The following is a 20,588-nucleotide window of genomic DNA, read 5'->3' as shown; positions in this document are numbered from 1 at the left end:
ATATGCGCAGGCTATTTTTTATGATGTAAATCGCAAAGTTCAATTTAAGCTTGAGTGAAAGAGGTAATGATCTGAAATAGGACGTATACAGCAACACCGCTGCCGATCAGAATGAATCCTGATTTCTTTTTGGCTTGAAAAAAACGGAGCACACCGAGACTGATCAAAGGGGCAATAATGAGCAGAAAAAGCAACACAGTGATGAACATCTGTGCCGAGATATCAGACGTATCAACATAGGTCATGGACTCGCTCTCCATTTCAAAAAAGGGGTTGTAGTGATAAATGTCACACTAACTTATCCTTTATTATATAGGATTTAAGTTGCTTTTACTGCACTTTTGATCCACCTAAATGCGGCAATTTTACGTCAATTCTATCCGCTTATGAATTTCACTCGTGAAACTGTCCCGCAAAATCGTTGTCCATTAGACTACATTAAACGGTGACCCGAATATCGCCTAGAAAATGCATAACCGCAGAGAACCCCGCGCCTATCATCGTGCCCCGGCTGCCCAGCTTAGAGAAGGTAATCTCGAGCTGCTGCTTATGATAAGGAAGCGTACGCTCCGCGACAACCCCGCGAAGAGGCTCCCCTAACCAGGCTTCTGCTTCGGATAAAGCTCCACCGATGACAATCAGCTCTGGATTAAAGCTATTGATTAGATTCGTTACTCCGATGCCGAGATATTCACCCATAGATGAGAAGTGGCGCAAGGCGTCTTCTTGTCCAGCGGCTGCATAACGGACCAGTTCTTGTGTAGTATGAGCAGGGAGGGAGAACTCGGAATGGTCATAGGTTTTCTCCGAGGCATATAGCTCCCAACAGCCACGACTCCCACAACTGCACGGCTTGCCTTTTGCTTCAATCGTCATATGTCCGGTCTCGCCGGCATATCCTCGTGCACCTTTGTACAGCTCGCCGCCAATAATAATACCGGATCCGATCCCTGAACCCGCACTGATGTAGAGCAGATGTCTAACATCTTTTGCCGCCCCAAAGTTCAGTTCACCTTGTGCACCTGCGTTAGCTTCGTTATCAATAGTAACTGGAACCGCGAATTCCCCCTCCAAAATACCCCGCAGGTCGACCATTTCCCAGCCAAGGTTGGGAGCAAAAAGAACAACCCCGTTCTCATCCACCATCCCGGGGACACCTACTCCGATGCCGACGATACCGTATGGGGATTCAGGTGCTTTATCAATCAAGTCTGAGATTATTTTTTTCATCCGTTCCAGTACATAAGGCAGCGCATGATTATCCAGAGAGAAATCGCTTTCGAAAAGAATGCCACCACTTAAATCACATAAGACGGCTGTCAGCTGCTTCACTCGCAGCTCTATGCCGATTACGCTGCCAGCCATGCTATTAAAATGCAGCATTAGCGGTTTACGGCCGCCACTGGATTGACCTGGTCCAACTTCAGTCACTAATTCTTGAGCGCATAGCTCTGCCACCAGATTGGATACGGTAGCTTTATTCAGTCCGGTCATCTCTGAAACCTTGGCGCGCGAGAGCGGAGAGTTCCTTCGAATAGTATGTAGTACGATCGATTTATTGATTTTTTTGACCAGCGCCTGATCTCCGGTAACCTTCACGAATCACACATCCTTTTTAGCATAGTTCCCTTTTGTTGTATGCCACTTAGTCTAGAGTGATGTGCTGGAAATTGCAATACATCGGCAGAAAAGAGGAAATCTATGTTTGTTGGATTTTTTGAATATTAAACGGATAGGCAAGGGAGACTTAAAGAGGCGGAAATTTTATAAAAAAACTTTGTTTAACCAATATACAAAGTCAAAAAGATGTGTTAAGATGATGCTGTAAACGCTTGCTAGCGTAGCACAATATGAGGAGGATTACACAATGGCTTATTTTGAGACAGTGAACAAAATCTCTTACGAGGGAAGCCGTTCCACCAACCCTTATGCATTTAAATTCTACAATCCTAAAGAAGTCGTAGCCGGCAAAACTATGGAGGAACATCTGAAATTTGCAATGGCTTATTGGCATACATTAACTGCTGGCGGTTCTGATCCGTTTGGCGCTGAAACTGCAATTCGCAGCTGGGACAAATTGAGTGGTCTTGATAAAGCTAAAGCTCGCGCTGAAGCAGCATTCGAATTTATGGACAAGATGGATCTGCCTTACTTCTGCTTCCATGATGTAGATATCGCACCAGAAGGCGCATCTTTGCGTGAGTTCTACAGCAACATCGACACTATCGTTGATATCCTTGAACAAGGCATGAAGACTTCCGGCAAGAAATTGCTGTGGAATACAGCTAATATGTTCACTAACCCACGTTATATGCACGGTGCAGGTTCTACACCTAACGCTGATGTTTTCGCACATGCAGCAGCACAAGTGAAGAAAGGTCTGGAAGTTGGTAAACGTCTGGGCGCAAGCAACTATGTATTCTGGGGCGGCCGTGAAGGTTACGAAGAATTGCTGAATACAGATATGGGTCTTGAACAAGATAACATTGCACGTCTGTTCAGCATGGCTGTAGATTACGCTAAGGAAATTGGTTTTGATGGTCAATTCCTGATCGAACCTAAACCAAAAGAGCCTACTAAACATCAATATGATTTCGATGCAGCAACAACAATTTCGTTCTTGCAAAAATACAAGCTCGACAAGCACTTCAAGCTGAACCTTGAAGCTAACCACGCTACGCTTGCAGGTCATACTTTTGAACATGAACTTCGTGTAGCTCGTATTAATGGCATGCTTGGATCACTTGACGCTAACCAAGGGGATACACTGCTTGGTTGGGATACTGATGAATTCCCAGTTAACATCTACGATGCAACACTTACTCTTTATGAAGTATTGAAGAATGACGGTCTTGGCAAAGGCGGAATTAACTTCGATGCTAAAGTACGTCGTCCTTCCTTCGAGCCAGAAGATCTGTTCTTGGCACACATTGCTGGTATGGATACTTACGCAAAAGGCTTAAAAGTTGCTGCTAAATTGATCGAAGATCGCGTATTCGAAGACTTCGTTGACAAACGCTACAGCAGCTTCACTGAAGGCGTTGGTGCAGACATCGTTTCAGGTAAAGCAACATTGGCTTCTTTGGCTGAATATGCTTTGAACAATGAGAACCCACGTCCTAACCAATCCGGACGTCAAGAATACCTGAGAGCTACCCTTAACCAATACATCTTGGCTGAGTAGTTTTTACAGGGAGCTTGAAGCTTAAGCTTTGAGTCTAGTTTGAACAAATGCAACGGGGGTTGCTGAAGAGAGCATTCTTCGGCAGCCCCCTTTTTGTAGCCAAAACTAAGCGGATGCTTACGAAGTAAGTTTTATTCGAAGTAACTCAACGTAGTAAACGCTCATAAAACTAAGCAGATGCTTACGAAGCGAGTTTTATTGCGAAGAGAATCAAGAAGCTAAGCTCCATAAAACTTTTAGGAGGTCAAAAATGAAATACGTTATAGGTGTTGATTTGGGGACTAGTGCAGTGAAGACTGTTCTAGTGGACCCGCAGGGGAAGGTGGCTTTTGAGCATTCCGAGTCCTACCCGCTAAGCAGACCCCAACCGAACTGGAGTGAGCAAAATCCTGAGGATTGGGTAAAAGGTACGCTGGTCAGCCTGCGCCGTCTGATTGAAGTATCAGGCATAGACCCGTCACAAGTAGACGGTCTAAGTTTCTCCGGACAAATGCACGGATTGGTACTGGTAGATAAAGAAGGGCAAGTGCTGCGTCCAGCTATTCTTTGGAATGATACCCGTACTACTGCACAATGCCGTAAGATTGAGAAGACGCTTGGAGCGAAGTTGATCGATATCGCTAGAAACAAAGCATTGGAAGGTTTTACACTGCCTAAGATTCTGTGGGTTCAAGAGAATGAACCAGAAGTATTATCACAGGCGCATCAGTTCCTGCTGCCAAAAGATTATGTGCGTTATCGGTTGACGGGTGATTATGCAATGGATTACTCCGATGCTGCCGGAACGTTGCTATTGGATGTAGGCTCTAAAGAATGGAGCGCAGAAATCGCAGAGGCTTTTGAACTTCCGCTTTCTCTTTGTCCTAGATTGGTAGAATCCTTTGAACAGACTGGAACCTTATTGCCGGACATTGCTGAAGCATCAGGTCTTTTATCTTCAACGAAGGTATTTGCTGGTGGTGCAGATAATGCTTGTGGCGCGCTTGGAGCGGGTGTATTGGGAGAAGGCCGGACCATGTGCAGTATTGGTACATCTGGTGTAGTTCTTTCTTATGAGAGCAATAAAGATTTGAATCTCGAAGGCAAAGTCCATTTCTTTAACCATGGTGAAAAAGATGCCTACTATATTATGGGGGTTACACTAGCTGCTGGTCATAGCCTTACGTGGTTTAAAGAAACCTTTGCGGCAGACAAAAGCTTTGATGAGCTGTTAAGCGGAGTTTCCTCTATTCCAGCTGGCAGCGGCGGCCTGTTATTCACTCCTTATATTGTAGGAGAACGTACACCACATCCAGATGCGAATATTCGCGGAAGCTTTATTGGTATGGATTCAGGGCATACGTTGACGCATTTTACACGTGCAGTATTAGAAGGCATTACCTTCTCACTGCGTGAATCCATTGAGATTGTACGTGAGTCAGGCAAAGAGATTACAGAGATCATTGCAATTGGTGGTGGAGCTAAAAATGAGGCTTGGCTGCAAATGCAGGCTGATATTTTCAATGCATCTATCGTGAAGCTCGAAAGTGAGCAGGGTCCGGCAATGGGAGCAGCTATGCTGGCGGCTTATGGAAGTGGATGGTTCACATCCCTTGCGGAATGTGCAGAAGCGTTTATCCGTCCTGCTGATGTATATAAACCAGATCCGAAACAAACGGCAATCTATGATGGTTTATTCAACCTCTATCAGGAAGTTTACGGCCAGACCCGCGAATTGAATAACAAGCTGGCTGCATATCGCCAATAAAGCGCCATTTATCTATCTGTCTGATATAAAAAAAGGTCTTTCGCATCTGGCGGAAGGCCTTTTTAAAGACCATCTTCTTTATAGAGGTGATGAACGGCAATATTCAAAAATGTTGCCGTTTTCATTTTTCTTCTGTAAAGTATGGAATATCTCCAAGGTAGTGGCAGCCTGTACATGAGATAGTGAAGGTTTCGGGGGGCGAAAGGCCATGTTTCAATGGTTTGTTAAGGTGCTGAATGACATCAAAATCCGCAATAAGCTGCTGCTTGCTTTTTTACTGACTACACTTTTGCCGGTATTACTGGTAGGTGGTTATCTTACGATTGAGATGAGGACCATGGCGTTTGAGAACGCACTGGAGCAAGCTTCAATTAACGTAGATCGGGTAAAAAAAAGAACAGAAGAAGTCATCGGTGTATCGCAAGATATAGCGTATCGATTGTCCAATGATGCCCGGCTGAAAAAACTCGCCATACGCCAGTATGTAAGCACTTATGATGTGGTTGAGGCTTATCGGGATTACACTGATATGCGTGAATACCTAAGATTATATAAAGACATATCCAACATACGTTTATACACTGATAATGCTACGCTGCTTAACAACTGGGAGCTGATCAATCCTTCGTCTGCCATTAAGGAGAGCCAGTGGTATCAGAGAGCACAGCGGTACGATAGCCTCGTCGGTTGGGAATATATAGAGGATGAGCGTGATCAGCGGAATTATTTAAGCCTTGTCCGCAAAATCGAGCTGGAGGGCTCCAGTAAAATTGGCGTGCTCGTTATTAATGTAAACAGTCACCAGCTAACTTCAATTCTGAGCCAGGAATCATTTGATACCATGATCGTGGATGATCAGGATAACATCATTGCTGCGAACCGGAGCGATCGAACAGGAAAGAAACTGGCAGATGTTTCTTTTGATACAAAGCTTTTGGGGCAAGGAAGCGGGAGCTATGAGGCAGAAGTAGATGGTGAAGCCTCCAAAATAGTGATAGAAGAACTTAAACCACAAGCCAGCCGTAACGCCCTGCGAATTATTTCTGTTTTTTCTATTGATAGTATAGTCAAAGAACCTAATCGGGTGATTAAGCTTTCGATTACCGTGATTGCCGTAAGCGTTTTATTGGCCTTTTTAATCATATATAGTTTCTCTTCGTTATTTTCACGTAGATTATTGCAGTTAAGCAGACATATTAACCGCGTTAGTACGGGTGATTTTGACACTTCATTAAAAATTGATGGCAAAGATGAGATTGCTCTGCTAGCTCGTCAGTTCAATTCTATGGTGCGGAGTATTAACGATTTGATGTTCGAGGTACAGGAATCTAATGACCAGAACAGTCTGCTGGAACAGAAACAGAATGATATCCGTTTTAAAATGCTGGCAAGCCAGATCAATCCTCATTTCTTGTTCAATGCGCTGGAATCTATTCGTATGGAGGCCCATATGAAAGGGCAAGTGGAGATTGCACGGGTAGTGCGTCTTCTTGGCAAAATGATGCGCAGTAATCTGGAGGTAGGCCGAAGTAAAATTTTGCTTAGCCAGGAGCTTGAAGTGGTTCGTTGTTATTTGGATATTCAGCAATTCCGTTATGAGGATCGTTTGAAATATCAATTTATTGTAGACCCTGCCGTCGAATCGCTCTACATCCCGCCGCTGATTGTGCAGCCGCTTGTGGAAAATGCGGTGATTCATGGGCTGGACAACACGATGGATGGAGCAATGGTTACGGTGAATATCAAGCGTGAGCAGAATCATGCGGTCTTTACCATTACCGATAATGGAGCCGGGATCACTCCGGACAAGCTGGAGCTGATCCGTTATACCCTTGAGGTTCGTGATGAGCAGGAAGAGGCACGGATCGGGCTGCGCAATGTACACGACCGTTTGAAGTTATCCTACGGTGTTGAATATGGACTGAATATCGAAAGCCGGATGAATGAAGGAACATCTATTACGTTTCGTATTCCAATGGAGGACATAAATCTATGATCAAAGTATTGATTGTTGATGATGAGCCAAAGCTGCGGGAAGGCCTTCGGGCTCTAATCCCTTGGGAAGAGCTGGGGTATACGGTGGTGGCTACGGCCGCCAACGGCTTGCAAGCTCAGGAGAAATATCATATTTTTTATCCGGAACTGATTGTGGTGGATATCCGCATGCCTGGTATGGACGGGCTGGAGTTAATCGGTGAGCTGCGTGAAGAAGGCTCGACCAGCCATGTGCTGATTTTAAGTGGTCATGCGGACTTTGAGTATGCCAAACGAGCCATTTCTTACCGCATTGACGGCTATTTACTGAAGCCGGTGGATGAGGAAGAGCTGATCAACTATTTGGAGGAACTCAGAGTCACGATCGCTCAGGAAGATCGCTTTAGCCGCTGGAATGAAGAGGAGCCTGCCCGTAATCGTGAAAGCCTGATGCGTGCATTGCTGCAGCCTTCAACTGCGGAGGAGGGGGTGAATGATCCTGCTAAGCATGCGGCAGCACTGGGTCTTAAACCAGACCGTGTCGAAGTGATCCTACTCGAACTACTCGCGCCTGCGGGCGGCAGTGAGGAAGGAGAGCGGGCTGTTAAGGCCGCGGTAGAACAGTATTTTGGCAGCAGTGAAGAGCGGATGTTTTTCACGATGCCGCCATATATTGGATTCCTGCTGCAAGAGCCGCTACCAGGAGAGCAGGAACAGGAGCGGCTGATGGAAGAGCTTTCTTCCTTAATTTGTCGCGAGGGATACGACTTCAGCGCAGCAACGGGAGGCCCTGTAGCAGGACCAGAAGAGGCGGCACAGTCTTTTCAAGTGGCGCGTGAACTGCTGCGCCGGGCATTCTTTTACCGCAAAGGGATTCTAATCAGCGCCGATCTCTCCGGTATGTTGTTTCCTGGAGTGGCGGAGGCGTACGCCGAAGAAGGGCAGGATGCGGAGAGCCGCCTAATGCTGGCTGTTGAAACCGGAAGCCGCGCTGCCATTGAACCGCTAGTGGATACGATCTGTGCGGAGCTACTGGCTGCGGGCAGTGAGGAGCAGCAGATCAAAGATACATTTGTGCGGATTCTCAGCACGGTGTTGGCCCGTCTCGAACCGGTCTATCCAGAGATTCGCAGCAATGCCGCTAAGCATTCCCCGCCGATCGGTGAGCTCTACCATAGTCACTATCTGGTAGACCTGCAAGAGCAGGCCGTCAATTTCATGGCGGAGATCGCCGATCAAATGTCCAGTGGCAGCAAAGGGAATGAGATCAAAAAAATTACGGAGCTAATCAACCGCCGTTACAATGAGAATCTTAAGCTTGAGACCTTATCCGAGTTATTTAATTACAACAGCGCATATCTAGGTAAAATGTTCAAGAACACTACCGGTGAATACTTCAATACGTATGTTGACAAAGTGCGGATTGAGAAGGCGAAGCAATTCCTAGCACAAGGCATGAAAGTATATGAGGTGGCCGAGAAAGTAGGGTACATGAACCCCGATTACTTCAACGCCAAGTTCCGTAAATATGTAGGGCTCTCCCCGAGTTCTTTTCGCAAAAACATCTAAAATAGAAGCCCAAAAAGCCACAGTTGCAGTTCAGGTATAACCTGAGCTTTAGCTGTGGCTTTTTTTTCTTAAATTAAAGCTACTTCACTAATAATAAATCTAATCGTTGCTGCAATTCTTGATTTGCAGGGTCTTTTAGAAGGGCTAGAAGTAACTCTTCAATTTGATCCATCTTTTTAAAAGGTTCATTTTGCACATATTTGTCATGTATTCTGGTTTCCAAGGTATATCCATAATCGAACCCTAATGTTGAATACGTCGAAAGGGCAGCAATTTTACTCGCTTGCTCTACAGCAAGAATGCTTGGTGTTGAGGATCGTTCTAATTCCAGTCTTAGACCGTCGAGTTCTGATGTCAGATTAAGGTCCAACCTATCCATTAATCTGTTATGACTTACGTTGTTATTGAATTGAAATAAATTTAGTGTCAATAATACTGCGGCGATAATCAATAATAATACCTTGATGTTTTTGTTTTTCATTGCTCTCCTATTACCCTCCTTCAGGAAAAGAAATTGCAGGTACAACAGATAATGTCGACTCGGCATGTGCATATAAGGAATATGTATCTGAAATAGTTGAAGTACTGATGTATCAGGTAATATTTTCTAGCTAAGAAGATATTAAAGTAATTAATTTTAATTGAACCATACGGAGGTTTTCGTTGAGGAGCAGGGCAGGGGTTACGGGTATACTTGTTACGCCTCATCTGAGAGCACATTACAGTCTTCATTCGCGGGTATGACGGACTCCAGAGTCGTTATTTGGGCTATTTCGAGTCCAATTTCGATTTATCGGACTCCATGTACGTTATTAGCTGCAAATGTTCTCCAAAAGGTGGTTTTTTAAGTGAATAAGGTCTTTATAGTCCGCCTAACACAATAAGATGTGCAATTTGCTTAAATAAGGTCATTTCAGACCGCGCCTTCGCTTCCGGCCACGTTCACTTATAGAACGTTAGCTCGGGGCGTTTTTTAATTATGGGGTGAAGTATTAATTGTGTGAAATAGACAGGGGATTAAGCATCGTATTGATTTATGAAATTAAATAATTTCACTTGATTTTATTTTCAGTAAATTCATGATTATTTTCAGTGTTTTCAACGATGTATCCGCTTTATTTTGGCTCTAAATCTCTAATTTTCACCTGATTTTAGGTCGAATTTATAGGGTACTGCAATCGCTTACAGAGATTTAGAATATAGACATAGAGAGGAGGGGCTTTATGAAAGCGGACACAGTAACTTCTCAAATCCCGCCGGATACCCGAACACGCAACAAAAAGCCTGCTTCAGGAGGACGGTTTTGGAGAAGCTTTAAGAATCAAAAGTACTTATGGATGATGTCGATACCTTTTGTGATCTGGGCATTCGTCTTCAGTTATCTCCCGTTATGGGGTTGGACGATGGCTTTTCAAAAGTACAAGCCCGCACGTGGCTTTTTTGAACAAGAATGGGTAGGTTTTGAACACTTTAAGACACTGTTCAGTGACTCGCAATTCCTTCTGGCGCTGCGTAATACGCTAGCGATGAGTGGAATGGGTTTGGTCGCAGGCCTTATCTTTCCGATAACGTTTGCAATATTGCTTAATGAAGTGCGTCTCGGTTTCTTTAAACGATTTGCTCAAACAGTCTCGTATTTGCCTCACTTTGTATCATGGGTGGTTGCAGCAGGGATTGTAACTAAAATGTTATCTGGTGAAAATGGTATTGTAAACGATATCTTGTTAGGAATAGGATTCATAGACGCACCTATCCAGTTTATGGCCCAGGGCCATCTCTTCTGGGGAATCGTTACCTTATCGGATATTTGGAAAGAGACCGGATGGAATGCCATCATCTACCTTGCAGCTATCGCAGGTATTGGGCCTGAATTGTACGAAGCAGCCCGAGTAGACGGTGCCAGCAGACTTCGTCAGGTATGGCATATTACACTTCCGGGTATTCGCCCAACAATTACTGTACTACTCATTATGTCGATTGGTAATTTGCTCAATATCGGCTTTGAGAAGCAATTCCTGCTTGGAAACAACCTCGTTACCGACTATTCTCAGGTGCTAGACCTGTATTCACTGAAATACGGACTGGGCATGGCGAGATATTCCTACGGTACAGCGATCAATATATTCAACTCAGTGATCAGTGTAATTCTACTGTTTACGATTAATGGAATCTTCAAACGCACAACAAAAGAGAGCCTTCTGTAATACAGAGGGCCCTTCAACCCAATCGTGGCAGCAAATTGCCCTTTTCATGAAAGGAGAGCGTTACCGTGGGAGAATCAGCTATCACCAGAAAGTCATGGTCAGACCGGATCTTTGATTTCTTTGTATATTTTGTAATCCTGTTCGTAGTTGTAATCACGATTTATCCGTTTTTGAACGTGCTTGCAATCTCACTAAATGATTCAGTGGATAGTGTGCGCGGTGGAGTTACCATCTATCCCCGCCAGTTTACTTGGGACAATTACTTGAAAATCTTCACCTTCTCGGGATTAATCACCGGGTTTAAAATATCCGCTTTGCGGACAGTTGTCGGTACTCTATTCGGACTGATCAGTGCCTCGATGCTGGCGTTTACGATCAGCCGCCCTGACTTTGCAGGCCGTAAATTCGTTTCCACATTCTTGGCAATGACCATGTATATCTCTGGAGGAATGATTCCTATATACATGCTGATCAAGGATCTGCATATGATGAACAGCTTTGCAGTTTATGTCCTACCTGGATTGGTCAGTGCTTTTAACGTTTTCGTCATCCGCTCCTTTATCGACGGCCTGCCATATGCATTGCAGGAATCGGCGAAGCTAGATGGAGCCAATGACTTTACCATCTACTTCCGGGTCATTTTGCCACTGATGAAACCAGCGTTAGCAACAATTGCGCTGTTCCTAGCAGTAGGTCAATGGAATGCTTGGTTGGATACTTATCTGTACAATGGTTCGAGCCCTAACTTGACCACATTACAATTCGAACTGATGAAGGTTCTGCAGACCACAACCAGTGGTAACGGAGGCGACTACCGCTCCAACATTGCTTCGCTGGCTTCCAATCAGGTCTCACCGGAGTCGCTCAAAATGGCGATTACGATTGTCGTAACCGTACCGATCCTGTTGGTTTATCCGTTCATTCAGAAGTATTTTGTTAAAGGTATGACACTTGGTGCTGTGAAGAGCTAATCACAGTTCAACGGGGGGAGCTTAGTCTCCCCTATGCTTAAAACCTATTGTGTATCCGTTTTCTTTTGGCAAGCTGGGTAAAGTATTAACAGGTCTTCACCTGTGATACGATAGATAAACAATTTTAAGGAGGGTTTATTTAATGGGAAGTAATAGAAAGATAAAAGCCAAAGCTACGGCATTAACGCTCACTTCTATTATGCTGCTCGGTGTGCTTGCAGGCTGCGGCGGTAACAATGGCAACAACGGTAATGCTGCAGCTGGAAATACAGGCGGCAACGCAACTAATGCTGGAAATGCGACCAATGCGGCTGAGGATATTTCCCCGCTCACGATGACATTCTTCAGTGCAGACCCTAACCCGAACTGGACAGGTATGCAAGATGAAGTTGGTAAAGTGATTACGGAAAAAACGGGAGTAACCCTAAATGCTGAATATGCAGTTGGTGATCCTCAACAAAAAGTAGCCTTGATCGCAGCGAGCGGTGAATATCCGGATTTGATCAGTGCTAAGACTGATGTCAGCAAGCTGGTGGATGCAGGCGCAATGCTTGATCTAACAGACCTGATTGAAAAATATGCTCCGAATATCAAAAAAGTATTGGGCGAAGAAGGCATGAAACGTTCACGTTACAGTGACGATGATCATGCGATTTATGCCATCCCTACCTATGCAGGTGTAGACAACAAATATTTTGATGCTGGTGGCGGATTTGAACTACAGCACCGTGCTGTTAAAGAAGCTGGATATCCTGCAATCAAAACTGTTCAAGATTATGAGAACGTAATCAAGGCTTACCTGGAAAAACATCCTACCGATGAAAATGGTAACAAAAACATCGGCCTGACTCTGAATGCAGATGATTGGTACATGTACATTACAGTAACTAACCCAGCATTTATTACTACTGGTTCTCCTGACGATGGTGAATATGCGATTGATATCGACACCCAAGAAGTAACTTATCACTTCCGTCGTCCGGCTGAAAAAGAATATTTCCGCTGGCTCAACCACATGAACGATATCGGATTGCTTGATCCAGAAAGTTTCGTTCAAAAGTATGATCAGTACAAAGCTAAAATCGCTACAGGCCGCGTTATTGGTTTGATTGACCAAGACTGGGGTTATGGCGATGGAGAAAGAGCATTGAAAGCTGAAGGCAAGCTGGATCAAGGCTATGGACACTATCCTGTAACCTTGTCTGAGGAGTACAAAGAAACCTCCTTCTGGCCTACAGGCTTCATGGGTGGTAACGGAATTGGGATCAGCGTAGATGCTAAAGATCCAGTTCGTGCAATTAAATTCCTGGACTACCTAGCTTCCGACGAAGGTCAAGTATTGGTTAACTGGGGTATTGAAGGCAAACACTACAATGTTGTGGATGGCAAACGCGTCATTCCTGAAGATGTGAACGACCGTAAATATAATGACACTACCAACTTCCAAAAAGAAACTGGCTTGGGTAATGTCGGTTCAAACTACGCATTGCTGAGCGCTCACTATGGCGACGGTGTATTGGATCCATCTGGTAACTACTACACAACTCGTTTCCCTGAGCAAGTAACCGTAGGTTACAATGCGGTTGAAAAAGAAACACTTGCTGCTTACAAAGCAACAACTTGGAAAGACCTCTTCCCTAGTGAAGATGAGTTCAAAGTTAAACCTTGGGGCGCGGCATGGAACATCACGATTCCTGGGGATAGCGAAATTGTCGTTCTTGACAACAAGCTGAAGGATATCAGTTGGAAACGGATCCCTGAAGCAATCTTGTCTAAACCAGCTGATTTCGATAAAGTTTGGGATGCTTACATGGCTGAGCTAGATAAAGCTGGTGTAACGAAAGCTGAAGATTTGCGTGAAGAGCTGGTTAAACAACGCGTGAAACTTTGGAATGATTAATTATTAAATTTCGTCTAATACAATAAAAGCATGAAGATGGCGGGAAGTCCGAACGAAAGTCCGGGCCTCCCGCTGATTGCTTTTCACCGGTCATAACAGGACAGGAGGAATATACATGGGAGAGAGCAAGAACTCCGGACAGCATGAGTTATGGTACAAGCAGCCGGCGGCTGTATGGGAAGAGGCGCTGCCCGTAGGTAACGGCAGGCTGGGCGGCATGGTCTTTGGTGGAATCGAAGAAGAACGGATTCAATTAAATGAAGACACCTTATGGTCGGGTTTCCCGCGGGATAAAGCCAATTATGAGGCACTGCGGCATTTAGCCCCAGCCAAACAGCTAGTAGCAGAGGGAAAATACAAGGAAGCAGAAGCACTGGTGGACGCCAAAATGTTAGGCAGCCGGACGGAATCCTATCAACCACTTGGAGATTTGCGATTGAAGTTTAATTTTGCAGGTGCTGTAGAGGATTACCGGAGGGAACTTGATCTGGATCGGGCGTTGGCTACGGTATCCTATACTGCCGATGGTGTAAGGATCGTACGTGAAGTATTGGCCAGCAGACCGGATGAGCTTATAGCTCTTCATATCCGTGCGGAGGGGGGAGAGGGCCAAGCTACTCTGCCAGATTTCTGGGCGGATCTGGCATCACCGCATCCTTCCCACTCGGAGATTACTCCGAATGGCATGCTTATTATGACTGGCCGTGCCCCGTCGCATGTGGCTGATAACTACGTAGGGGATCACCCGCGTGCCGTATTATATGAAGAGGGCCTTGGCATAAGTTTTGCTGCGGTTATGGAGATCCAGACGGAAGGTGGGGCTTGTGTAGCGGAGAACGGCTCGCTGTTGATTTCTGGCGCGCACTCCATTACCCTTCGTCTGGCTGCGGCAACCGATTATGCCGGGTATGACCGGATGCCGGGAAGCGGTGGCAAGCTGCCAGCGGAATTGTGCCTAGAGCAGTTAGCTTCAGCCTCAAAAGGATACGCAGAGCTTAAGCAGCGCCACCTAGAGGATCATCAATCCCTGTTCCGCCGTGTGCAGTTGACGCTTGCATCTGCTGCCTCCCGGGGAGAGCTTCCGACTGATGAGCGACTGGCACAATACCGCGAAGGACAGACGGATCCTGAACTGGAAGCGCTACTGTTCCAGTATGGCCGCTATCTTATGATTGCTGGCTCACGGCCGGGGACACAAGCTCTGAATCTGCAGGGCATTTGGAATCCCTATATTCAGCCACCATGGAACAGCAATTATACGACAAATATAAACACCGAAATGAATTATTGGCCGGCCGAGTTATGCGGATTGGGCGAATGCCATGAACCTTTAATAGATTTTATTACGGAGCTTAGCGTGGCTGGCAGCCGTACAGCGAATATTCATTATGCCGCACGCGGCTGGACAGTACACCATAATACCGATTTGTGGCGGATGACTTCTCCATCAGACGGTAAGGCGATGTGGGCTTTTTGGCCGATGGGCGGGGTATGGCTCTCTCGCCATCTATGGGAGCGTTACGCTTTCCGTCCAGATGAGGACTATTTGCGCACAGCTTATCCCTTATTTAAGGGAGCCGCATTGTTTTGTCTGGATTGGCTAGTGGAGCTGCCTGATGGAAGATGGACGACAGGTCTGTCTACCTCGCCAGAGAATGTATTTCTGACTGCTGAAGGCATACCATGCAGTGTCTCGGCTGGCTCAGCCATGGATTTATCGCTCATCGCTGAGTTGTTCAAGCACTGCATTCAGGCTGCTGACATTTTAAATACCGATGTAGAGCTGCGTCAGGAGCTTATGCAGAAACAGAAGCAGCTTGCCCACCAGGGGATCGCACCGGACGGAACTGTCCGCGAATGGAATGAGGATTTCGCTGAACAAGAGCCTGGGCATCGTCATGTTTCTCATTTGTATGACCTGTACCCTGGGAACGTAATTAGCCCTTCCTCCACACCAGAGCTAGCGGAGGCGGCAACATTCACACTGAAGAAACGCATAGAACACGGAGGTGGCCATACAGGCTGGAGCGCAGCTTGGTTGCTTAATCTTTATGCGCGTCTGAAGGATGGCGAGAGTGCGGTTAGCTGTCTACGTCGCATTTTGCAAGATTCCAGTTTGCCGAACCTGTTCGGTAATCACCCTCCGTTTCAGATTGATGGAAACTTCGGAACTACAGCCGGGATAGCAGAAATGCTCTTGCAGAGTCATCAGGAGGGTCTGGAACTATTACCTGCTCTTCCAAAGGAATGGTCTGAAGGCAGCGTGAAAGGTTTGGTGGCACGTGGTGGCTTTGTCACGACTATAGAATGGAGCGGGGGCTGTTTAACAAGGGCAGAGGTTACCTCGACTCATGGCCGATCCTGCAGAATTGTTCAACACCAGCCTTTGCTCATTCAAAAACCGGATGGTACACAGATTGAAGGAGCGGGGCTGGAATTTGAAACAGCAATCGGAGAGACCTATATCATTACACCCCTAAAGAAATAATCCATATCGGTCTGGCTTAGTGGCTGTTCTCAGAGTAGAATTATTCTACAGAGAACAGTCTTTTTTTGCCCAAGTCATCATTATCTATTAAATGGAGGGTTTTGAATAAGTCTGTAGGAGCCGGAGGATCAGAATAATTATGTGGAAAAAACGCTTCACGTTGGCAAAAGTCATTCTTGGAGGAGTGATTATTTGCGCAGCCATTCCCCCGACATTGTATTGGACCTGGGGGTATGCTTATGCGGCCACGACTTCACCGACCGTTCGTTCTGTGAGTGAAATTGCCCAGAAGCTAACCGGTGCGATGAATAATCGTAGAGAGACTATCACTTTTACTTATGAGGGGAAAACCTCGAATTTAAAAACACAGATACAAACGGGTCTAGATCAAGCGATGAATAGCGATCCCTATTTGTATTACATCATAGACAGCTACGGATACACTTATCGAGGGAGCAAAAGCTCTGTAAAGGTTACGGTAGAAGTGAAATACTTGGAAACGCTGGAGCAGACCGCTTTTGTGAACAAAGAAGTAAAGGCAACGTTCAAGAAGATCATTACACCGGGCATGAATAATCATCAGAAGGTTAAGGCTATCCACGACTGGGTGGTGCTGCGTCTGAAGTATGATACCTCTTATCGTAAATATACGGCTTATGAAGGTCTGAAGAGTGGCAGTGCCGTTTGCCAGGGGTATTCGCTGTTGACCTATAAGCTGCTCAAGGAAGCGGGATTCAGTAATAAAATCGTTGAGGGCACTGCAAAACAGCCGGGAGGACGCAGCCAGTCTCATGCTTGGAATCTAGTGCTGCTCGAAGGAAGATGGTATCATCTCGACACAACTTGGGATGACCCGACACCTGATAAAGCCGGCGTGGTAAGCACCGCGTATTACTTGAAGACTGATGCACAAATGCGTCAGGACCATAGCTGGACGAAGTCTTATCCGGCAGCCTCGGTTGCCTATTATAAGACCTTGTCAGCACTTGTAGAGCGTGGAGGACAGAGCGCCGGGGTGTATAAGCAGCTTCAGAAGGACCTTAATTATGAGCTGTATGCCGAGGAGCGGATTGTATGTTCAGCAGCAGATTTAATTCAGCTGGCGAATAAGGCTGTCGCTTCAGGAGAGGGATCTTTATTATTCCGTTATCACGGTAGTGGAACCCAGCTGAAGAATGATCTACAGGAATTATATAAACTTGGACTAGAGGAAGTGTCTTATTCTAGCACTTCTTTTGATAATACGGGTGATCTTAAAGTATATGTGACTTGGGAATAGGCAAAGGACTAAGTAGAATCAGAAGCTGAATATGCTAGATTGCTTTATGCAAAAAGGGATATCCCGCAGCCTTTCAGGCTTCTGGATATCCCTTTTTGCGGAGACTATTTATTCTGGGTGAGTACTAAGATCGCATTTATCCAAAGGAATAATATTACTCTTGCGGAAGAAGCGATAGCCGGCCCAAATTAAGACGAATAATGGCAGGCTGATATAAGAAACGGCAATACCGTACCAGTCGATGCTTCCACCTGAGAAGGCGCCCATATTCTGGCCAAGGATGGCTACCACACAAAGTACTAAGGCAAATATAGGTCCAAACGGGAACCATCTAGCCCGGTAAGGCAGCTCATCAAGGGAATGATCTTGAGCTATAAAGGCGCGTCTGAAACGATAATGGCAGACAGCGATGCCGAGCCAGTTAATAAATCCACACATACCGGAAGCATTAAGCAGCCAGTTGTATACGGCACCGTCACCAAAGAATGATGCCAAAAAGGCCAACATACCGACAGCTGTGGTCACGAGCAAAGCTCCAACGGGAACACCGCGGCGATTAAGCTTGCCTAGAGCACGTGGAGCCATTCCATCCTTAGCCATAGCGTACAGGACGCGGGTGGAGGCGTACATTCCCGAGTTCCCGGCTGACAATACGGAGCTGAGAATGACAGCATTCATGACGGATGCGGCAATAGCAAGCCCAGCTTTATTAAATACGATCGTAAATGGACTGACTCCGATATCATCAATACCACCGCGTAGCAGATCTGGATTCGTGTAAGGAATCAGCATTCCGATTACTAGTATAGCGAGGATATAAAAGATTAATATACGCCAGAATACTTGGCGAATAGCAATAGGTACGTTACGGCGAGGGTTCTCACTCTCACCTGCTGCAACACCGATTAGCTCTGTGCCTTGGAAGGAGAATCCCGCAGCCATAAAGACACCGACGAAAGCGAAGAAGCCACCGTGGAACGAGCTGCCCCCGATCTGGAAATTGCTGAAGCCTACGGCTTTTCCGCCCATGATTCCGAAAATCATCAAAACTCCGACAATAAGGAAGGCGATAACAGTAATAATTTTGATAATGGCAAACCAATATTCTGATTCTCCGTATCCACGAGTAGACAGGAAATTAAGACCGAACATCAGCAGCAGGAACACGAGACTCCAGAGAAAGGAGGGACTGTCCGGGAACCAATATTTAATAATGACGGTGGCGGCAGACAATTCTGCTGCAATCGTAACCGCCCAGTTATACCAGAAGTTCCAGCCGATGGCGAACCCAAAAGCGGGGCTGACGAAACGCGTGCCGTAAGTGCTGAATGAGCCCGAATCCGGTAAATAGGTAGCGAGCTCTCCCAGACTGGTCATGAGGAAATAAACCATAACACCAACAGCCGTATAGGCTAGAAGTGCTCCACCGGGTCCGGCTGAAGCGATAGCGCCACCACTGGCGAGGAAGAGTCCAGTACCAATAGATCCTCCAAGCGCAATCATGGTCAAATGCCTTGCTTTAAATGATTTTTTTAGCTCAGGCGGGTTACTTACGTTGCCTTGTGCTAGATTTTGCTGCTTGCCCTGCATGATTTGACACTCCTTATGATCTAATCTTTCAATTCATGAACGGGGAGTGCTGAGCTGCTTCCTCCCGCAGAGCGGGAGAGTGTATTTGGTGGTCTCCATAAGGTTATGGACAAACACTAAATATACAAATTCTGTAAACACAAAGAAACCGCAGACTATATCTGCGGTTTCCATCTATACAGCTCCGCATCATACTCCCTGTGAAGATAGCGCAACACATTATGACCTGCTGCTTATGCAGGTTATACAATGTGACAGTTCCGTGCCTTTCGGCAACGGCCCCAGCCTGCACCGCTGTCAGAGCGACAGTGCAAACTTCGGCAGATATTCCTTTCGACGCGATTCATAGACGGCTCTAACGTCTCCACGCGCGTACTCTTTATATCCGCGACCTCTACCTCATCTTAGTATGACGAGGCTATCTTTACTTCATTCATTTATAAACAACAGGAATTAGTATAAAGCAAGTTCGCAAGTCAAGCAATGACAAAATCCGGTAGGGAATGTTAGCTGCGACGACGCTCTGACATTTGCTGCCAAACGGTACCGGCAGCAGCTTCACCGGAAGCGATACGTTCCAAAGCCATTTTGGCCTGAAGTCCAACCTCAAATTCCGGATCTTCCGCCGCAACTGACAGCGCTGCTTGGGCATCGGATGTGCCCACCTCATAGAGGAAACGAGCTGCGCGCCAGCGGACAAGCTTACTCTTATCCGTCAGTGCCGCCGTCATCACAGGTGTGGCGGCAGGATCGCCGATGTCGGACAGCGTATCGCCTGCCGTACGTCTCACGGCTGGCGCGCTGTCTGCCATCGCCTCATAGAGCAGCTCCATCGCTTCGGGCGTGCGAAGGTCGCCTAGATACACGACCGCAAGCCTGCGAATATGCAGCTTGGGATCGTGCAGCGCCGCCTTAAGCTCTGGCAGGAGCTCCACCGTCGGCGTAAGATCCTCCAGCGCGGCGTAGCGCACGCGCCAATCCTCATGCTTCAGGTCTCGCAGCAGCTCATCCTGACTGCGGGTTCGTCTCTGCTCGACGAACTCGCCTTCGGCTCCGTGCGCAATGGCTTGCTGCACGAGGGAGTCGAGGCGCTCCTGCGGATACGCCGCTTCAACCTCTTGCTCCACCTCGCGTGCAATCTCCGCGGGCTCGCCATAACGCACGCCGTAATCAGTGAGCTTGCGCTCTTTAATCATCACGGCGCTAGCCACATCCATAACCGCCTTCGTGAAGCGGTTTGCTAAGGAGATGCGCTCTTCATTCGCGCCGGTCTTAACGCGGATTTGCAGCGGAATTCCGCGGAACATCTGGACGAAGACTTGGGCTTCGCCGAAATGAGCGCCAGCGTTCTCATCGGCAAGATTCCAATCGTCATTTAAGCCTTCGCTGTTGCCGAAGCGGTTCTGGACTTCTCTTAGAATCGCTGCCCAATCCGCATTGCCCTTGCGTTCGAGCGCTGCAAAGTCAGCAGCATGATAGATGCTAATAACGCCCGGTATCGTTAACATTTCGCGTGCCCAGGCAGGTGCGGAACGTTCACTTTCTGGTGTATAGGTTCTGCGGATTCCAGGTTCCAGACTTTCGTCCAAATGAAGCTTCATCGTATTTGGACTTGGAGTCGGTTCAATAAAAGTAATCTTCATACGTAGCTCCCCCTTGAACGGTATATGCACCGCCATACT

At 46.5% G+C, this 20,588-nt stretch carries 14 protein-coding genes and 1 riboswitch; of the genes, 9 read left to right on the top strand and 5 right to left on the bottom strand.

Annotated features, from left to right (window positions below; all coding sequences use genetic code 11):
* Positions 1 to 44: 44 nt before the first annotated feature.
* Positions 45 to 245 (bottom strand): hypothetical protein, encoded by a 201-nt coding sequence (locus tag MKZ16_RS28440; RefSeq protein ID WP_036680251.1) that lies wholly within the window; start codon positions 243 to 245, stop codon positions 45 to 47.
* Positions 246 to 438: 193 nt separating this feature from the next.
* On the bottom strand, positions 439 to 1,599 hold the full coding sequence (locus MKZ16_RS28435) for an ROK family transcriptional regulator (RefSeq protein ID WP_036680250.1): 1,161 nt from the start codon (positions 1,597 to 1,599) through the stop codon (positions 439 to 441).
* A gap of 268 nt (positions 1,600 to 1,867) precedes the next feature.
* On the opposite strand from MKZ16_RS28435, the gene xylA reads away from it, so the two are divergent.
* The 4 genes from xylA to MKZ16_RS28415 all read left to right on the top strand — a co-directional run bounded on the left by xylA (position 1,868) and on the right by MKZ16_RS28415 (position 8,474).
* On the top strand, positions 1,868 to 3,184 hold the full coding sequence (gene xylA / locus MKZ16_RS28430) for a xylose isomerase (protein ID WP_036680248.1): 1,317 nt from the start codon (positions 1,868 to 1,870) through the stop codon (positions 3,182 to 3,184).
* Between the two features lie 250 nt (positions 3,185 to 3,434).
* On the top strand, positions 3,435 to 4,931 hold the full coding sequence (gene xylB, locus MKZ16_RS28425) for a xylulokinase (RefSeq protein ID WP_038573349.1): 1,497 nt from the start codon (positions 3,435 to 3,437) through the stop codon (positions 4,929 to 4,931).
* A 208-nt stretch (positions 4,932 to 5,139) separates the two neighbouring features.
* On the top strand, positions 5,140 to 6,927 hold the full coding sequence (locus tag MKZ16_RS28420) for a sensor histidine kinase (protein WP_038573347.1): 1,788 nt from the start codon (positions 5,140 to 5,142) through the stop codon (positions 6,925 to 6,927).
* The gene (locus tag MKZ16_RS28415; protein WP_038573346.1) at positions 6,924 to 8,474 is read left to right on the top strand and encodes a response regulator transcription factor; all 1,551 of its coding nucleotides are present in this window, start codon (positions 6,924 to 6,926) and stop codon (positions 8,472 to 8,474) included. The genes MKZ16_RS28420 and MKZ16_RS28415 overlap by 4 nt, the downstream gene beginning before the upstream one ends.
* Before the next feature lie 79 nt (positions 8,475 to 8,553).
* Here the strand turns inward: MKZ16_RS28415 and MKZ16_RS28410 are convergent, their stop codons facing one another.
* On the bottom strand, positions 8,554 to 8,955 hold the full coding sequence (locus tag MKZ16_RS28410) for a hypothetical protein (RefSeq protein WP_076104186.1): 402 nt from the start codon (positions 8,953 to 8,955) through the stop codon (positions 8,554 to 8,556).
* Positions 8,956 to 9,697: 742 nt separating this feature from the next.
* Between MKZ16_RS28410 and MKZ16_RS28405 the strand changes: the two genes are divergently transcribed.
* From MKZ16_RS28405 to MKZ16_RS28385, 5 genes are all read left to right on the top strand, one after another.
* The gene (locus tag MKZ16_RS28405; protein WP_036680239.1) at positions 9,698 to 10,678 is read left to right on the top strand and encodes an ABC transporter permease subunit; all 981 of its coding nucleotides are present in this window, start codon (positions 9,698 to 9,700) and stop codon (positions 10,676 to 10,678) included.
* A 65-nt stretch (positions 10,679 to 10,743) separates the two neighbouring features.
* Complete coding sequence (locus MKZ16_RS28400; protein WP_036680237.1) at positions 10,744 to 11,649, top strand: carbohydrate ABC transporter permease; 906 nt, start codon at positions 10,744 to 10,746, stop codon at positions 11,647 to 11,649.
* Positions 11,650 to 11,791: 142 nt separating this feature from the next.
* Complete coding sequence (locus MKZ16_RS28395; protein ID WP_080742630.1) at positions 11,792 to 13,549, top strand: ABC transporter substrate-binding protein; 1,758 nt, start codon at positions 11,792 to 11,794, stop codon at positions 13,547 to 13,549.
* A gap of 115 nt (positions 13,550 to 13,664) precedes the next feature.
* Positions 13,665 to 16,037: a glycoside hydrolase family 95 protein gene (locus MKZ16_RS28390; RefSeq protein ID WP_076104187.1), complete on the top strand. Its 2,373-nt coding sequence runs from the start codon at positions 13,665 to 13,667 to the stop codon at positions 16,035 to 16,037.
* A 139-nt stretch (positions 16,038 to 16,176) separates the two neighbouring features.
* The gene (locus tag MKZ16_RS28385) at positions 16,177 to 17,316 is read left to right on the top strand and encodes a transglutaminase domain-containing protein (RefSeq protein ID WP_076104188.1); all 1,140 of its coding nucleotides are present in this window, start codon (positions 16,177 to 16,179) and stop codon (positions 17,314 to 17,316) included.
* Positions 17,317 to 17,424: 108 nt separating this feature from the next.
* Here MKZ16_RS28385 and MKZ16_RS28380 read toward each other — a convergent pair whose 3' ends face one another.
* Both MKZ16_RS28380 and MKZ16_RS28375 read right to left on the bottom strand, forming a co-directional pair.
* Entirely contained in the window at positions 17,425 to 18,906 is a 1,482-nt protein-coding gene (locus tag MKZ16_RS28380; protein ID WP_076104189.1) for an amino acid permease, read from the bottom strand.
* 199 nt (positions 18,907 to 19,105) lie between these two features.
* Positions 19,106 to 19,311: riboswitch (Lysine riboswitch) on the bottom strand.
* Positions 19,312 to 19,412: 101 nt separating this feature from the next.
* On the bottom strand, positions 19,413 to 20,549 hold the full coding sequence (locus tag MKZ16_RS28375) for a virulence factor (RefSeq protein WP_076104190.1): 1,137 nt from the start codon (positions 20,547 to 20,549) through the stop codon (positions 19,413 to 19,415).
* Between the last annotated feature and the right edge of the window lie 39 nt (positions 20,550 to 20,588).

The sequence above is a fragment of the Paenibacillus sp. FSL R5-0928 genome (genome assembly GCF_037970385.1).
In the GTDB taxonomy this organism is placed as follows: domain Bacteria; phylum Bacillota; class Bacilli; order Paenibacillales; family Paenibacillaceae; genus Paenibacillus_AQ; species Paenibacillus_AQ odorifer.
This window is presented reverse-complemented; position numbering and strand designations above follow the sequence as displayed.

Excerpts from the sequence above, each read along its gene's own strand:
- MKZ16_RS28440 (WP_036680251.1), bottom strand. The coding sequence starts at position 245 with ATGACCTATGTTGATACGTCTGATATCTCGGCACAGATGTTCATCACT.
- xylA (WP_036680248.1), top strand. The coding sequence starts at position 1,868 with ATGGCTTATTTTGAGACAGTGAACAAAATCTCTTACGAGGGAAGCCGT.
- xylB (WP_038573349.1), top strand. The coding sequence starts at position 3,435 with ATGAAATACGTTATAGGTGTTGATTTGGGGACTAGTGCAGTGAAGACT.
- MKZ16_RS28420 (WP_038573347.1), top strand. The coding sequence starts at position 5,140 with ATGTTTCAATGGTTTGTTAAGGTGCTGAATGACATCAAAATCCGCAAT.
- MKZ16_RS28415 (WP_038573346.1), top strand. The coding sequence starts at position 6,924 with ATGATCAAAGTATTGATTGTTGATGATGAGCCAAAGCTGCGGGAAGGC.
- MKZ16_RS28410 (WP_076104186.1), bottom strand. The coding sequence starts at position 8,955 with ATGAAAAACAAAAACATCAAGGTATTATTATTGATTATCGCCGCAGTA.
- MKZ16_RS28405 (WP_036680239.1), top strand. The coding sequence starts at position 9,698 with ATGAAAGCGGACACAGTAACTTCTCAAATCCCGCCGGATACCCGAACA.
- MKZ16_RS28395 (WP_080742630.1), top strand. The coding sequence starts at position 11,792 with ATGGGAAGTAATAGAAAGATAAAAGCCAAAGCTACGGCATTAACGCTC.
- MKZ16_RS28390 (WP_076104187.1), top strand. The coding sequence starts at position 13,665 with ATGGGAGAGAGCAAGAACTCCGGACAGCATGAGTTATGGTACAAGCAG.
- MKZ16_RS28385 (WP_076104188.1), top strand. The coding sequence starts at position 16,177 with ATGTGGAAAAAACGCTTCACGTTGGCAAAAGTCATTCTTGGAGGAGTG.
- MKZ16_RS28380 (WP_076104189.1), bottom strand. The coding sequence starts at position 18,906 with ATGCAGGGCAAGCAGCAAAATCTAGCACAAGGCAACGTAAGTAACCCG.
- MKZ16_RS28375 (WP_076104190.1), bottom strand. The coding sequence starts at position 20,549 with ATGAAGATTACTTTTATTGAACCGACTCCAAGTCCAAATACGATGAAG.